Genomic DNA, 14,454 nt, shown 5'->3' with positions numbered 1-14,454 from the left:
ATTTAAAAGAAGAAAGTTAATAAAAAGAAATTTAGTTATCTCCACTATATGTAAATATAATATATCTTGAGATTCTCTAGATTCCTACGTTACAATGATTCTATACATACATAAAGGAAGTGAATCTATGTCCATATTTACCCAATTCGTAAAAAGCATATACTCGCCTAAAGATATGGCGCTATTCCGTTTTCAAAAAATCGGTAAAACCATTTTGTATATTATGCTACTTTGCTTAATTACTACTATTCCAAGAACTTTCTTGTACGGTAGCTTTATCCAAGATAGTGTAAACATGGTAAATCAAGTCATCGATAAAGATTTACCTGATTTTAAAATTGAAAATGGCGAACTAAAAGCCGATATTGATCAACCTATTGAAAAAGAAGAAGGAAATGCACTTTTCGTATTTGATCCAAATTCAACAGACCTAGAAAAATATCAAAATAAAACAGGTTTATTTGTTTTAAAAGATAAAGTAGTCTCTATGGGAAATGGTCAAACACAAACGTATTCTTATAACGATTTGTTAGGTGCATCTCTTGAGAAAAAAGATCTACAAGAATTCATTTCTTTATTCGATAATATTTACCCAATTTTACTATTTGTCATCGGATTTTTAGTGTACCTATTCCAACTATTTATCACTTTTGTAGGAGTAACTTTACTGGCCTTCATCGGTTCTGCCATGAGCGGTCAACGTAAATTATCCTATAAACAAGTTTGGACACTGACTGCGTACAGTTACACAATCCCAACCATTTTCTTCATGATTATGGACTTATTCAAAATCGTCGTACCTGGGGCAACGTTCATTTATATCGCTGTTGCTTTAATCGTTCTGTACTTAACAATTAAAGAAGTTCCAAGACCGAAAGAAAAATAAGAACGAAAAAAATGCCTAAATAGGCATTTTTTTTTTGGACAAGCATATATTCCTAGCAAAGGAGTGAAGAATATGAAGAGGTTAGGTATATTCCTATTCGTGCTTGTTCTCGGTTATATATTTTATTACGATATAAAAATCGGTACTTTACCGATGTTAAGTTCATATAAAAAAACAACTGCTGCCCAAACGATTAAAAAAGAAAATACAGACAACCAACAAAATAAAGAGAACAAAACAGAAAAAGAAACGGATGTATCTTATAAAACAATTGAAGTAAAAACTGGTGAGACAGTTCTTTCTATTACAGAACAAATTAACAAGAAAAAAATTCCTTCCATAGAAAAAGTCATTGACGACTTTAAACAATTAAACAAAAGTACATCTGCTACAAAAATACAAATTGGAAAGTCTTATAAATTCCCGTTATATCAATAAGCTATCACTTAATCCTTGTCAATTACATAAAGGCGCTGATACAATAGTAAAAGTGAAACCGAGTACTTCGGTTTCTATAGCCCTATATCACGTATACTATCATTGATATGAGGGACTAAATAAGAAACTTCTTTTATAAGGAGAGCGATCTATTCGTGAATGAAATGACTCATCGTACAAAAACACGTCCAGTTAAAGTCGGTAATTTAACAATTGGCGGTAATAATGAATTAATTATACAAAGTATGACAACAACAAAAACACATGATGTTGAAGCAACAGTTGCCGAAATCAAGCGTTTAGAAGAAGCTGGCTGTCAAGTCGTCCGTGTTGCCGTTCCAGATGAACGCGCAGCTAATGCTATTGCTGATATAAAAAAACAAATCAACATTCCACTTGTTGCTGATATTCATTTTGATTATCGCCTTGCTTTAAAAGCAATCGAAGGTGGCATTGATAAAGTACGTATCAATCCAGGGAATATTGGTCGTCGCCATAAAGTAGAAGCTGTTGTAAATGCAGCAAAAGAGCGCGGTATTCCAATCCGTATCGGTGTAAACGCTGGTTCATTAGAGCGTCACATTTTAGAAAAGTATGGATACCCAACTGCTGATGGTATGGTTGAGAGTGCGCTACATCATATTAAAATTTTAGAGGACTTAGATTTCCACGATATTATCGTATCTATGAAAGCCTCTGATGTTAACTTAGCAATCGAAGCATACGAGAAAGCTGCTCGCGCTTTTGATTACCCATTACATTTAGGTATTACAGAATCCGGAACATTGTTTGCTGGAACTGTAAAAAGTGCCGCTGGTCTTGGAGCAATCTTAAGTAAAGGCATCGGAAATACACTGCGTATTTCATTAAGTGCTGATCCAGTTGAAGAAGTAAAAGTTGCTCGTGAACTATTAAAATCATTCGGTCTTGCGTCTAACGCAGCAACACTTATCTCTTGTCCAACTTGTGGTCGTATTGAAATCGATTTAATTAGCATCGCTAACGAAGTAGAAGAATACATCTCTACACTTCAAGTACCAATTAAAGTTGCAGTACTTGGTTGCGCTGTAAATGGTCCTGGTGAAGCTCGTGAAGCTGATATCGGTATTGCCGGTGCACGTGGAGAGGGATTATTATTCCGTAAAGGGCAAGTCGTTCGTAAAGTACCAGAAGAAACAATGGTAGAAGAACTGAAAAAAGAAATCGACGTAATTGCTGCTGAAATGGCTGCTGAACGAGAAAAAGAAAAAGAGACACAAGAACAATAAAAAGAAGGTTGCCACAATATTTGTGAGCAACCTTCTTTTCTACGTAAAAAAGCTCGTCAGTTATATAACCGACGAGCTTTTACTTTGCACATTTTGGACAACGACCATATATTTCAAACTTATGACCCGTTACTTCATAACCAGTAAAATCTTTATTCATAAAATCCATTGGGCAGGAAGTAATCTCTTTCGTCCCCCCACAATCCAAACAAATAAAATGATGATGATGTTCCATAATAGAACAAGTAAAACGAAAATGTTTTTCACCATTTAATTCCGTTTGTTCTAAAACACCAATCTCAGCAAAAACTGTTAAGTTACGATAAATCGTATCAAAACTAAGCCCTGGATAATCGTCTTTCATATGCTCTAAAACGTCTTTCGCAGTTAAATAACGATTATGTGCTGCAAATAATCTGAGCATCTCTTCTCTTTTTCCAGTATGTTTGTATCCTTTTTCTTTCATTAGGCGTAAAGCTTCTGTTAGATTCATACCTATCCCTACTTTATGCAGTTTTTTTCTTCTTCCATAAAATCGCACCGATTAAAATAAGAACTGCTATCATAACAATTGTACCACCTGGTGCTAGATCAAGTTGATACGAAGCAAACATTCCACCAATTACCGCAATTTCACCAAATAAAATGGAAAAGAAAATTGTTTGTTTAAATCCTTTAGCAATACGAATACTTGCTGCAACTGGTAACGTCATTAATGATGATACGAGAAGAACCCCTACTACACGCATTGATACTGCAATGACAAGAGCAACTAATATAATGAAAATAAAGTGAATCCATTTCGCTCTTAAACCAGTTGATACTGCGTATTCCTCATCAAATGATAGTAGAAACAGCTCTTTATATAATAAAATAATTGTCGCAACAACAACAATTGCTACAATCCCAATAATAATTAAATCCGTACTTGTTACAGCACTGACACTACCAAATAAATAACTAAATAAGTCTGTGTTAAATCCATTTGCAAGTGAAATGAAAATAACTCCAACTCCCATCCCTGCCGAAAGGATAATCGGAATTGCTAATTCTTGATAGTGCTTATATACAGTTCTTAACTTTTCGATTAATAGCGCTCCACCAATTGAAAAAACCATCCCCATATATAAGGGGTTTAAAAATCCACCTGTAAAAATGGTTTTTTCAAGTAATAAACTTGCTGCAATACCTGATAACGTCACGTGACTTAATGCATCCGCAATAAGAGATAAACGACGAATAACAACAAACACACCTATTAGCGGTGCAACAAGTCCAATTAAAATACCTGCGTATAAAGAATTACGTAAAAAGTCATATTGTAAAAAATCTTGTATCATTATATCCTCCCGTGATGCTCATGCTCGTGTTCTAAACGATGAACATGATGCCCATATAAGACGGACATTTCTGCATCTTCTAACTCTCGGAACTTCTCTACATTTCCATGGAAATGTAGATGTTGGTTTAGACATGCAACATGTGTTACTTTTTCGGTAACAGCTCCCATATCATGAGTAACAAGAATTAATGTGATTCCCAACCTTTTGTTTAAATCCTCTAATATTTCGTAAAAACTTTCCACATTTTTTACATCGATTCCAACAGTAGGCTCGTCTAAAATAAGCAATTCAGGATCACTAACGAGCGCACGAGCAATAAATACACGCTGTTGCTGTCCACCAGAAAGCTCTCCAATATTACGACCTTGAAACTCACTCATCCCTACATCAGCAATTGCTTTTTCTACCTTTTTCTTATCCTCTTTTGTGAAAAAGCGAAAAAGCCCTTTTTTCGAAACAAGTCCCATTGACACAACTTCAGAAACAGTTGCTGGAAAACCAGAATTGAAACTATTTGCTTTTTGGGATACATAACCAACTTTATTCCATTCCTTAAACTTCTTACTATCAACGCCAAACACACGAATGCTTCCTTCTTTTGGCTTTAAAACGCCTAATAAACACTTAAGTAAAGTTGATTTACCTGAACCATTCGGTCCCACTAAACCTAAAAAAGCTCCCTTCGGAACTTGCAAATTAATATTTTCTAACACATTCCGATCTTCGTATCGGAATGTTAAACCTTCAATCTCTAATATATTATTCATAGCATCTCACCTATTTTAATTCAGAATGATTCCGATTTATATCTATTTGAATTATAGTACAGCTTATTATAGTTGTAAACCAATCTGCCTAAAATATATCTATTTTTTCAAGAAACCTTATTATTATAACAAAAAGCAGAGAAAAATTCTCTGCTTTCGAAAAATATTCCTATATACGTTTAGTGAATAGCCGATTTAAACTTACCACCATTTGTCTCTTGCGTGCTCATAATCGTAACAAACGCATTTTCATCAATTTCATGCACAATTGACTTTAACTTCGTCACTTCTAGACGCGTTACAACTGCATAAATAACTTCTTTTTCTTTATCTGTGTAACCACCTTTTGCTACAAGCTTTGTAGTTCCACGGCCGAGTCGATGTAAAATCGCATTTGATACTTCCTCATATTGATCAGATACAATTAAAACTGCTTTCGTTTCATCTAGCCCTTGAATTACTGTATCGATCGTTTTAAATGCAATATAGTACGTCATAACAGAATACATCGCTTGTTCCACACCAAACACAAATGCTGCCCATGCAAAAATAAATAAGTTCACAAACATTACGAATTCACCAACAGAGAACGGTAATTTCTTCGTTAATAAAATCCCCATAATTTCAGTTCCATCTAACGATCCACCATGACGAATTACAAGTCCAACACCAAGACCTAAAATAAGACCACCAAACACAGTCGCTAAAATAGGCTCTGTTGTAAACGGTGGCACCGCATGTAACGTTGACTCAATGAATGCTAACGCTACAATACCAAATGCCGAAGATAACATAAATGTTTTTCCAATTTGCTTATAACCCGAATACATAAATGGGATATTGAGAACAACGACTAAAGTAGAAAAACTTAACCACCAAATATTAGGAGTAAGATAATCTAATATAAGAGAAATACCAATAATTCCACCATCAATAATTTTATTTGGCATTAAAAATAGTTCAATCGCTACCGCCGCGCATGCTGCCCCAAAAATAATCATAACTAAACGATAAATGAGATGAATAACACTTTCTTTTCGATGTTGCTTTTGCTCCATAGGTCCTCCCTTTACTCTTTTTTCTGTAGTTTTGTCCTTATATTATAACATACGCTTCTTTTCCTCATGAAAAAAGAAACTCCATACGAATATGTACAAGCTATATGCTCATATATTTCGATAGAAGAACGCTTGAAGGAGGATAATAAGATGAACCTCATTAAACAAATTGTTAATAAAAAATTAAATCATATTTCTACAAAAGAGTTATTAAAATATAGCAAAGAATATGAAGTTTCTATTACGACTGCACAAGCTGACCAAATCGTTTTACTTATGAAAGGTAAAAATATTAATATTTACGATAACAACGAGCGACTAGAGCTCTTAAAACAGATTGCAAAAGTAACTTCCCCTGCCACTGCCCAACAAGTAAATACATTATTTCAGCAATTACTAAAATAAGGAGGGGAAATCCCCTCCTTATTGCGCTTTAATTTTTTCAAGAAGCCCTTCATCAAAAGTACCGTTTTTCAGCATTTCGATTTCCAATTTGTATGGTGGCTTCTTATCTTTTTTATCTTCCCCTACATACGGTGTTTCAAGAATTTTTGGTACATGCATTAACTGTGGATGATGTACAATGTGATGCAACGCTTTATACCCAATGTGACCAAATCCGATGTTTTCATGACGGTCTTTTCCTGCTCCGCGTACATTTTTACTATCATTAATATGAAGTACTTGCAAACGATCCATACCAACGATCTTATCAAATTCGTTTAATACACCGTCAAAGTCATTTACAATATCATATCCTGCATCGTGCGTATGACACGTATCAAAACATACAGATAGCTTTTCATTATATTTTACGCCATCAATGATCTTTGCAATTTCTTCAAAGCTACGACCACATTCTGTTCCTTTTCCTGCCATCGTCTCTAACGCAATGTTAACCGTCTGTTCTGGCGTTAATACTTCATTAAGCCCTTTAATAATTTGTTGAATACCAGCATCTGCTCCAGCACCAACGTGCGCTCCTGGGTGAAGAACAATTTGTTTCGCTACACCTAATGCCGATGTCCTTTCAATTTCCATACGAAGGAAGTCTACACCTAATTGGAATGTTTCTGGCTTCGTCGTATTCCCAACATTAATAATATACGGCGCATGGACGATAATTTCCTCAATACCATTCAGCTCCATATGTTTTCTTCCTGCTTCTATGTTCAATTCTTCAATTGGTTTTCTTCGTGTATTTTGCGGTGCACCTGTATAAATCATAAACGTTGTTGCACCGTATGAAACAGCCTCTTCACTTGCTGCTAATAACATGTTCTTACCACTCATGGAAACATGAGATCCAATCTTTAACATACAATCACCTCTTCAATATACAATAGATATAATGATAGCATAATTTGTAGAAATATGTAGTGAATTGTTTGTTCACAAAAGACGCACTACACAAATTTATATGAGTATTTAAACAAACTATACTCTTCATTTAAATTAGCGGGATTAAAAAAAGATAAGGGAAACCCCTTATCTTTTTTTATTGCTATATTTTCTCTTCACTTTGTCACGTTCTGTTGCAAGTTTACGTTTATAGTTTGGTTTTACTTTTTTCGGTTTTTTAATAACTTTCGTTGCCATAACATCAAGTTCGTCATTTGGTTTTTTACGGCTCTTACGACGACGACGCTCACCTAAATCCGCCCACTCATCTCCGCGTAAATCTACATGTTTAAACTCGATATGACGTTGTTTTTCTAAGCTATCTAACGCTTCTTCGTTTGCTGGATCATAAATCGTCACTGCAATACCAGAATGCCCCGCACGTGCTGTTCTTCCAACGCGGTGAACGAAGAAATCTAAATCTGATGGTAGCTCATAGTTAATAACATGGCTAATTCCTTCAATATCAATACCACGTGCTGCTAAATCAGTCGCAACAATATATTGGAATTCAAGGTCACGAATTTGTTTCATCATTTTTTTACGATCACGTGGTGATAAATCCCCGTGAATTCGTCCAACTTTTAAGCCGCGTTCCATTAATCCATCAGCAACTTGATCTGCCATCTTTTTCGTATTCGTGAAAACAACTGCTAAATACGGTTTAAATTGAAGTAGCATTTTATTCACTAAATCAATTTTATTACGATGTTTAGAAGGCACTAAATAGTGTTCAATGTTTCCAGCTGCAACTTGTTTTGGATTGATATGAATATGCTCTGGATTCTCCATATATTTCTTCAGAAACGGTTTTAGTTTTTGAGGAATTGTTGCAGAGAAAACTAGCATTTGCAAGTTTTTAGGCATGCGTGCTGCAATTTTATCTACATCGTGAATGAATCCCATATCAAGCATTAAGTCAGCTTCATCGACAATAATTGTATTTGCTTTATGAACAAATAATGCTTGTTCTTCTACTAAGTCTTTAATACGTCCTGGTGTCCCGACTACGATATGAGGTTGTTTTTTCAATTTTTCAATTGAACGTTGTTTATCAGTTCCACCAATTAAACAACGCGCTGTAATCATTTGATCTTCCGCACAGAATTTTGTTAATTTCACAATCTCTTCGTAAATTTGTTGTGCTAACTCACGAGTAGGTGCTGTAATAACAAGTTGTACTTCTTCACGGCTTGCATTAATTCTGTTCAATGTAGGAAGTAAGTATGCATGTGTTTTCCCAGAACCTGTTTGGGATTGTCCAATTACACTTACACCTTTTTTCACGACCGGGAAAATTTTCTGCTGAATTCCTGTCGGCTCTGTAAAGCGTAGTTCACGAACTGCATCTATTAAAAATGGTTTAAAATCATACTGTGTAAAAGTTTGTTGTGTCATAAGTTACACCTTCTTTCTAAATTTCTACTGCGCGCACAAATCAGTCAAGTCTACATTATATCGAAATCTACAAGTAAAATCCATCTTTAGTTTAGGTTTTCCCTTCAAAAACTAACCTTCTTCCCCCTTATTGCATATTGTATGTGTATATACCTAACTGAAGAAAGGAGGATTTCTCACATGTTTCCAAAATCCCCCACAAGACAAATGTATCCAAATCAAGGGCAGCAACCTTATACACCATATCCAATTCCACAACTACCACCGATGGCACAAAAAAAGAAAGGGTTCCTTGCTAAACTCTTTAAAAAACACGATCCAACCGAACCTTATATGCAAATGGTTCCGCCTTATCGACAAATGGAAGGACCGCCACCAATGATGCACCAGCACCAGCAACCGCCACCTCAATATCGGCAACAATATCAACCCCAATACCAACAGCAATACCCACAGCAGTACTCACAGCAATATCAACCATACATGCAGCAGCATCCAGAGCAAATGATTCCCCCTCAAATGTACGAATCAAACGAAACGCGCAGCGGTGCAACAACTACAGCAGCATCCAGTAGCGGCATCGGCAGTTTTTTTGCGAATTTAATTTCGAATCCAACTAATATGATAAACAATATAGAAAAAGTATCCCAAGTCGTTCAATCTGTAAGCCCTGTCGTCGAACAGTACGGCCCTATTATGCGTAACCTACCAAGCATTGTTAAAATCCTCACCTCTGGAAAAAGTACGGAAGAAGATTCAACTAAAAATCAGGCTGAAGACATAACAGAAAAGGTTGAGGTAGCAACTCCACCTCCTCCACAAAAAAAAAGAAAAAGAAAAAAAATAGTGATTGAGCCAGTCATAGAAAAAGAATTACGAGAGGAGCCTGTTCAAAAAACAGCAACAAAACCAAAACTATATGTGTAACAATCCTTTGTTTTCTATCCACTCCTCCTTTATAATGTAAAAGACTATGCACAAAAGTATCCCTTGTTTAGAAGGAGAGGATTACTCATATGAAAATTGTTAAAATTTCCCCTCGTGGTTATTGCTACGGTGTTGTCGATGCAATGGTAATTGCACGTAACGCCGCATTAGATAAATCATTGCCGAGACCCATTTATATTTTAGGTATGATTGTTCACAATAAACATGTTACAGACGCTTTTGAAGAAGATGGAATCATCACATTAGACGGTCCAAGTCGCTTAGAAATTTTAGATAAAATTGATTCTGGTACTGTTATTTTCACTGCACACGGTGTTTCTCCAGAAGTTAAACAACGCGCAAAAGAAAAAGGTTTAACAACAATCGATGCCACTTGTCCAGATGTTACCAAGACACATGACCTTATCGAAGCTAAGAAAGCGGAAGGGTATCATGTCATTTATATCGGTAAAAAAAATCATCCAGAGCCAGAAGGCGCAGTTGGTATTGCACCTGACATCGTTCACCTTATCGAAAAAGCCGATGATTTAAAAACATTAGAAATCCCAACAGATAAAATTTTAGTAACGAATCAAACAACGATGAGTCAATGGGATGTTCAACATTTAATGGAGGACATTCAAAAAAAATTCCCAACAGCAGAATTCCATAAAGAAATTTGTTTAGCAACTCAAGTTCGCCAAGAAGCTGTCGCTAAACAAGCTGATGTTGCAGACTTAACAATTGTTGTCGGTGATCCGAAAAGTAACAACTCAAACCGTTTAGCACAAGTGTCACAAGAAATCGCTGGTACGAAAGCATACCGCGTTGCAGACGTAAGTGAGATTAAATTAGAGTGGCTACAAGGTGTAGAAAACGTAGCTGTTACAGCAGGTGCTTCTACTCCAACTCCAATTACAAAAGAAGTTATCGCTTTCTTAGATCAATATGACCCAATGAATCCCGCTACATGGGAGAGAGTTCGAAAAGTACCGTTACAAAAAATATTACCTCGTGTAAAAGTGAAAAAAGAACAATAATAAAAACCGTTGCCTATATGAGCAACGGTTTTTATTTTTCTTATACGAATGTAAATGGATCTGTATGTAATTGCGAAGCATGAATGTGTACATTGAGTTTCTTTGCATCCACTTTTTCTTGTAATTGCTTTTGTACACCTTGCTTCATTACTTTTTCAACGTTATGTCCTGGGTCAACTATATTTAAACCGAGCATCATCGCATCATGAGCAACATGATAATACATGTCACCTGTTACATATACATCTGCTCCTTTAAATTTAGCTTGATTGATGTATTTGTTACCATCACCACCAAGTACAGCTACTTTGCGCACTTTATCATCTAATTTCCCAACAACTCGTGCACCCTTTACATCTAATGATTGCTTTACATGTTCTGCAAACTGTCCAAGTGTCATTTCTTCTTTTAAGTATCCTATTTTCCCAAGCCCTAATGTTTCGCCTTTGTTATCAAGTGGATACACATCATACGCTATTTCTTCATATGGATGTGCCGTTACCATTGCTTTAATCACTTTTCGTTGTAGTGAAACTGGAATAATCGTTTCGATCCGCACTTCTTCTACGCGCTCTAACTGTCCAGTTTCCCCTACATAAGGATTTGTCCCCTCTTGAGGTACAAACGTACCTGTACCCTCGCTATTAAACGTACAGTGGCTATAATTGCCGATATGACCAGCTCCTGCATCTCCTAATGCTTTTCGTACTTCCTCTGCATGAGTTACTGGCACAAACACAACAACTTTTTTCATTTCTTCTGCATATGTCGGTGCCAAAACTTCTGTATTTTGCAACCCTAACGCCTCAGCAAGTAAATCATTTACCCCGCCCTTGGCAACATCCACATTTGTATGCGCTGCATAAATGGCAATATCATTTTTAATACACGTTTCAATAATTCTTCCGTACGCTTTATCTGTATGAATCGCTTTTAACGGATTAAAAATTAAAGGGTGATGCGCGATAATGACATTCGCTCCTAATTGAATCGCTTCCTCCACAACTTCTTCCGTTACATCTAACGCAATTAATACGTGTTGTACAGGCTTATTAAGCGCTCCAATCTGCAGTCCAATCTTATCTCCTTCCATCGCCAAATGCTTTGGATACATACTTTCAAATAAAGAAATAATTTCATGGCCGTTTGGAATTTTACTCATGATAAAACCTCCTCTATCATTTTCATTTTCGCTTCTACTTCCGCACGCTTCGCTTTTGTTTCTTCAGAATTAGCCGCACGTTCTAACTGTTTTAAAATATTTTGGAAGTTTTTCAATTCCCCTTCCCATTTCTCACCAAAAGCTTCATTTTTCGCTTTTATTAGAAATGGCCCCATAAACAATCCCGCTTGCTTATTTTCCGAGTAAGGTGCTTCGACATTTCCTCGCTCTCCTACTAAAATCTCGTAAATTTTCCCATCTTCTTTTACGATTTTTTCATGGATAAGCTCCCAACCATTTTCAACAAACCATTCACGAATATGATGCGCTGCAATATTCGGCTGTAAAATTAAACGTGTTACACCTTCTAATTTTTCTTTACCACTTTCTAAAATGTCACGAATTAACGCTCCACCCATTCCAGCAACCGTAATAACATCTACTTCTCCTGGCGCGATAACAGCTAATCCATTCCCTTTACGAACGTCTACTTTATCTTGCAAACCACTTTCAGCCACAGTTGCTTGCGCAGAACGAAATGGTCCATCTACAACTTCTCCTGCAACTGCTTTTGTAGCAATATTATTTATAATTGTATAACACGGTAAATACGCATGATCCGATCCAATATCAGCAACTGTAGATCCTACCGGTATTTCACGTACAACTTCTTCTAATCGTTTTGAAAGCTTTACTTCATTCATGTATTTCCATTACTCCTTCTCTTGTCAGTCTGTCTCCATGATAATGAATTTATAGTAGTTGTTGCAAGCCTATAACAACAATTCACTTCTCTATCATTTATCGTATTTTAGAAAATATAGAAAAACAAGCCCTTTGCATAAGCAAAAGACTTGTCATACGGAACTTTATTTTTTCTTCGATAACCAATCAGCTACTTTAGTGGCTTGATCAGCTGGAACTATATTGGCAGGCATATTGCCCTTTCCTTTCGAAAGAATTTCTTTAATTTCATCCTTTGAAAGTTTCCCACCAATTTTTTGTAAGTTAGGTCCTACTGCCCCTTGTAACTGATCACCGTGGCAGCTCGTACAGCTTTGCTTCACAATATCCTCTGGTTTTGATGCTGTTTGTGCTGGCTTCCCGCCATTTTTTGCATCAGCTAACTCTTTAGATTTATTTAGCCCCTGAAATGAAAATACAAACATAACGATAATACCCAATGCTGCAATAAGAGCGAACGGAATCAGCGGATTACGTTTCATATCTCTTCTCCCCCCTCTATACCCCTAAATAGTTAGATGATTCAGTCATTTCCATTGTACTTGAAAACGCTCTATCAGAAAAGAGTAAACTACTACTTGTTAGAAATATTCCATAAATTCAGTTTATTGTTTTTTATTGTCATATAGCTTATTATTTCGATAATTATTAACGTTTCTCATCATATTTTTCGCTTTTCTACATATATTTTTGTATAGAATAAACAAAATTAATCGAAAAATCGAAAAATGAGCATTTGCAAATCAAAAGACAATTCTGTAAAATAAATTACAAGAAATTGTAATCGTTGCCGATAGCTAAATTTTAACAAAAATTAACAAAATAAAAAAGTTTACTTCACAAAGGTGAAGTAAACTTAAAAAATAACCTATTCTAAGAAATCCTTAAGACGCTTACTACGACTTGGATGTCTTAATTTGCGAAGTGCTTTTGCTTCAATTTGACGGATACGCTCTCTCGTTACGCCGAATACTTTCCCAACTTCTTCAAGCGTACGAGTTCGTCCATCATCTAAACCGAAACGAAGACGCAGAACATTTTCTTCACGATCTGTTAGTGTATCTAACACATCTTCTAATTGTTCTTTTAGCAATTCATAGGCTGCATGGTCCGCAGGCGATGTTGCTTCTTGGTCTTCAATAAAGTCACCTAAATGGGAGTCATCTTCTTCACCAATTGGTGTTTCAAGAGAAACTGGCTCCTGTGCAATTTTTAAGATTTCACGTACTTTTTCTGGAGCAAGATCCATTTCTTCACCAATCTCTTCAGGAGACGGTTCGCGACCTAAATCTTGTAATAATTGACGTTGTACACGAATTAACTTATTAATCGTTTCAACCATATGAACTGGAATACGAATTGTTCGCGCTTGGTCTGCAATCGCACGTGTAATAGCTTGGCGAATCCACCAAGTTGCATACGTACTAAATTTGAAACCTTTACGATAATCGAACTTTTCAACAGCTTTAATTAGACCCATATTACCTTCTTGAATTAAGTCTAAGAAAAGCATACCACGGCCTACGTAGCGCTTTGCAATACTTACTACAAGACGTAAGTTTGCTTCTGCAAGACGACGTTTCGCTTCTTCATCGCCTTCTTCAATACGCGTTGCAAGTCGAATTTCTTCTTCTGCAGATAGTAAGTCTACACGACCAATTTCTTTTAAATACATACGAACAGGATCGTTGATTTTAACCCCAGGTGGTACACTTAAATCATTGAGGTCAAACTCTTCTTCTGTTTTTGTAATTTGGCGATTATTAGGGCCTTCTTCGTTGTCATTATCACCAACTAAGTCAATGCCTTGTTCACCTAAATATTCATAGTATTCATCCATTTGATCGGATTCAATTTCAAATCCATTCATGCGTTCTGCAATCTCTTCATATGTAAGAACGCCACGTTTTTTTCCGAGCTCAGTGAGTTGTTCCTTCACTTGCTCAAGGGTCATTTCAGTTTCAATTTGTTTAGAACGAGCTGGTTTGTCAGCCATCTGTTCCCCTCCTTACGCGAGATACA

The 14,454-nt window shown here is 36.1% G+C and carries 16 protein-coding genes; 6 read left to right on the top strand and 10 right to left on the bottom strand.

The window, feature by feature from the left end; genetic code table 11:
* Nucleotides 1–127 precede the first annotated feature (127 nt).
* The 3 genes from yqgB (at nt 128) to ispG (ending at nt 2,592) form a co-directional block, all read left to right on the top strand.
* Nucleotides 128–886, top strand: coding sequence for a protein YqgB (gene yqgB, locus RT27_RS11905; protein WP_029443312.1), 759 nt, complete (start codon nt 128–130; stop codon nt 884–886).
* Nucleotides 887–958: 72 nt separating this feature from the next.
* The gene (yqfZ, locus tag RT27_RS11900; protein WP_016080270.1) at nt 959–1,324 is read left to right on the top strand and encodes a protein YqfZ; all 366 of its coding nucleotides are present in this window, start codon (nt 959–961) and stop codon (nt 1,322–1,324) included.
* Nucleotides 1,325–1,488: 164 nt separating this feature from the next.
* Nucleotides 1,489–2,592, top strand: a complete 1,104-nt coding sequence (gene ispG, locus RT27_RS11895) for a flavodoxin-dependent (E)-4-hydroxy-3-methylbut-2-enyl-diphosphate synthase (protein WP_161114734.1) — start codon at nt 1,489–1,491, stop codon at nt 2,590–2,592.
* Nucleotides 2,593–2,671: 79 nt separating this feature from the next.
* Here the strand turns inward: ispG and RT27_RS11890 are convergent, their stop codons facing one another.
* The 4 genes from RT27_RS11890 to RT27_RS11875 form a co-directional block, all read right to left on the bottom strand.
* Complete coding sequence (locus tag RT27_RS11890; protein WP_001054516.1) at nt 2,672–3,085, bottom strand: Fur family transcriptional regulator; 414 nt, start codon at nt 3,083–3,085, stop codon at nt 2,672–2,674.
* A 13-nt stretch (nt 3,086–3,098) separates the two neighbouring features.
* The gene (locus tag RT27_RS11885; RefSeq protein ID WP_000613817.1) at nt 3,099–3,932 is read right to left on the bottom strand and encodes a metal ABC transporter permease; all 834 of its coding nucleotides are present in this window, start codon (nt 3,930–3,932) and stop codon (nt 3,099–3,101) included.
* A complete protein-coding gene (locus tag RT27_RS11880; protein ID WP_001059662.1) occupies nt 3,932–4,702 on the bottom strand; it encodes a metal ABC transporter ATP-binding protein in 771 nt (256 codons plus the stop codon). Before RT27_RS11880 ends, RT27_RS11885 begins: the two co-directional genes overlap by 1 nt.
* A gap of 179 nt (nt 4,703–4,881) precedes the next feature.
* Nucleotides 4,882–5,760 (bottom strand): YitT family protein, encoded by an 879-nt coding sequence (locus RT27_RS11875; protein ID WP_000435960.1) that lies wholly within the window; start codon nt 5,758–5,760, stop codon nt 4,882–4,884.
* Between the two features lie 150 nt (nt 5,761–5,910).
* Here RT27_RS11875 and RT27_RS11870 point away from each other — a divergent pair, with 150 nt between their 5' ends.
* Complete coding sequence (locus tag RT27_RS11870; RefSeq protein ID WP_001048958.1) at nt 5,911–6,165, top strand: DUF2624 domain-containing protein; 255 nt, start codon at nt 5,911–5,913, stop codon at nt 6,163–6,165.
* 18 nt (nt 6,166–6,183) lie between these two features.
* Here the strand turns inward: RT27_RS11870 and RT27_RS11865 are convergent, their stop codons facing one another.
* Nucleotides 6,184–7,080 carry a deoxyribonuclease IV gene (locus RT27_RS11865; RefSeq protein ID WP_043936258.1) on the bottom strand — a complete coding sequence of 299 codons (897 nt, stop codon included), beginning with the start codon at nt 7,078–7,080 and terminating at the stop codon, nt 6,184–6,186.
* Between the two features lie 168 nt (nt 7,081–7,248).
* Nucleotides 7,249–8,559: a DEAD/DEAH box helicase gene (locus RT27_RS11860; RefSeq protein ID WP_000194023.1), complete on the bottom strand. Its 1,311-nt coding sequence runs from the start codon at nt 8,557–8,559 to the stop codon at nt 7,249–7,251.
* A 180-nt stretch (nt 8,560–8,739) separates the two neighbouring features.
* Here RT27_RS11860 and vrrA point away from each other — a divergent pair, with 180 nt between their 5' ends.
* Nucleotides 8,740–9,486 carry a VrrA/YqfQ family protein gene (vrrA, locus tag RT27_RS11855; RefSeq protein WP_043936256.1) on the top strand — a complete coding sequence of 249 codons (747 nt, stop codon included), beginning with the start codon at nt 8,740–8,742 and terminating at the stop codon, nt 9,484–9,486.
* An 89-nt stretch (nt 9,487–9,575) separates the two neighbouring features.
* Nucleotides 9,576–10,526: a 4-hydroxy-3-methylbut-2-enyl diphosphate reductase gene (locus RT27_RS11850; protein ID WP_000706657.1), complete on the top strand. Its 951-nt coding sequence runs from the start codon at nt 9,576–9,578 to the stop codon at nt 10,524–10,526.
* A 40-nt stretch (nt 10,527–10,566) separates the two neighbouring features.
* Here the strand turns inward: RT27_RS11850 and RT27_RS11845 are convergent, their stop codons facing one another.
* From RT27_RS11845 to rpoD, 4 genes are all read right to left on the bottom strand, one after another.
* Nucleotides 10,567–11,688: a Nif3-like dinuclear metal center hexameric protein gene (locus RT27_RS11845; RefSeq protein ID WP_043936254.1), complete on the bottom strand. Its 1,122-nt coding sequence runs from the start codon at nt 11,686–11,688 to the stop codon at nt 10,567–10,569.
* The gene (locus RT27_RS11840; protein ID WP_043936252.1) at nt 11,685–12,392 is read right to left on the bottom strand and encodes a tRNA (adenine(22)-N(1))-methyltransferase TrmK; all 708 of its coding nucleotides are present in this window, start codon (nt 12,390–12,392) and stop codon (nt 11,685–11,687) included. Before RT27_RS11840 ends, RT27_RS11845 begins: the two co-directional genes overlap by 4 nt.
* 165 nt (nt 12,393–12,557) lie before the next feature.
* The gene (cccA, locus tag RT27_RS11835) at nt 12,558–12,914 is read right to left on the bottom strand and encodes a cytochrome c550 (protein WP_000828142.1); all 357 of its coding nucleotides are present in this window, start codon (nt 12,912–12,914) and stop codon (nt 12,558–12,560) included.
* 386 nt (nt 12,915–13,300) lie between these two features.
* Entirely contained in the window at nt 13,301–14,428 is a 1,128-nt protein-coding gene (gene rpoD, locus RT27_RS11830; protein ID WP_000764066.1) for an RNA polymerase sigma factor RpoD, read from the bottom strand.
* Nucleotides 14,429–14,454: the final 26 nt, after the last annotated feature.

This window comes from Bacillus sp. L_1B0_5, assembly GCF_000836715.1.
In the GTDB taxonomy this organism is placed as follows: Bacteria; Bacillota; Bacilli; order Bacillales; family Bacillaceae_G; genus Bacillus_A; species Bacillus_A thuringiensis_S.
Note: the sequence above shows the minus strand (reverse complement) of the source record. Positions and strands in the feature narration are given on the sequence as shown.

Bases quoted from the DNA above. Each gene is read 5' to 3' on its own strand.
- yqgB (WP_029443312.1), top strand. From the start codon at position 128: ATGTCCATATTTACCCAATTCGTAAAAAGCATATACTCGCCTAAAGAT.
- yqfZ (WP_016080270.1), top strand. From the start codon at position 959: ATGAAGAGGTTAGGTATATTCCTATTCGTGCTTGTTCTCGGTTATATA.
- ispG (WP_161114734.1), top strand. From the start codon at position 1,489: ATGACTCATCGTACAAAAACACGTCCAGTTAAAGTCGGTAATTTAACA.
- RT27_RS11890 (WP_001054516.1), bottom strand. From the start codon at position 3,085: ATGAATCTAACAGAAGCTTTACGCCTAATGAAAGAAAAAGGATACAAA.
- RT27_RS11885 (WP_000613817.1), bottom strand. From the start codon at position 3,932: ATGATACAAGATTTTTTACAATATGACTTTTTACGTAATTCTTTATAC.
- RT27_RS11880 (WP_001059662.1), bottom strand. From the start codon at position 4,702: ATGAATAATATATTAGAGATTGAAGGTTTAACATTCCGATACGAAGAT.
- RT27_RS11875 (WP_000435960.1), bottom strand. From the start codon at position 5,760: ATGGAGCAAAAGCAACATCGAAAAGAAAGTGTTATTCATCTCATTTAT.
- RT27_RS11870 (WP_001048958.1), top strand. From the start codon at position 5,911: ATGAACCTCATTAAACAAATTGTTAATAAAAAATTAAATCATATTTCT.
- RT27_RS11865 (WP_043936258.1), bottom strand. From the start codon at position 7,080: ATGTTAAAGATTGGATCTCATGTTTCCATGAGTGGTAAGAACATGTTA.
- RT27_RS11860 (WP_000194023.1), bottom strand. From the start codon at position 8,559: ATGACACAACAAACTTTTACACAGTATGATTTTAAACCATTTTTAATA.
- vrrA (WP_043936256.1), top strand. From the start codon at position 8,740: ATGTTTCCAAAATCCCCCACAAGACAAATGTATCCAAATCAAGGGCAG.
- RT27_RS11850 (WP_000706657.1), top strand. From the start codon at position 9,576: ATGAAAATTGTTAAAATTTCCCCTCGTGGTTATTGCTACGGTGTTGTC.
- RT27_RS11845 (WP_043936254.1), bottom strand. From the start codon at position 11,688: ATGAGTAAAATTCCAAACGGCCATGAAATTATTTCTTTATTTGAAAGT.
- RT27_RS11840 (WP_043936252.1), bottom strand. From the start codon at position 12,392: ATGAATGAAGTAAAGCTTTCAAAACGATTAGAAGAAGTTGTACGTGAA.
- cccA (WP_000828142.1), bottom strand. From the start codon at position 12,914: ATGAAACGTAATCCGCTGATTCCGTTCGCTCTTATTGCAGCATTGGGT.
- rpoD (WP_000764066.1), bottom strand. From the start codon at position 14,428: ATGGCTGACAAACCAGCTCGTTCTAAACAAATTGAAACTGAAATGACC.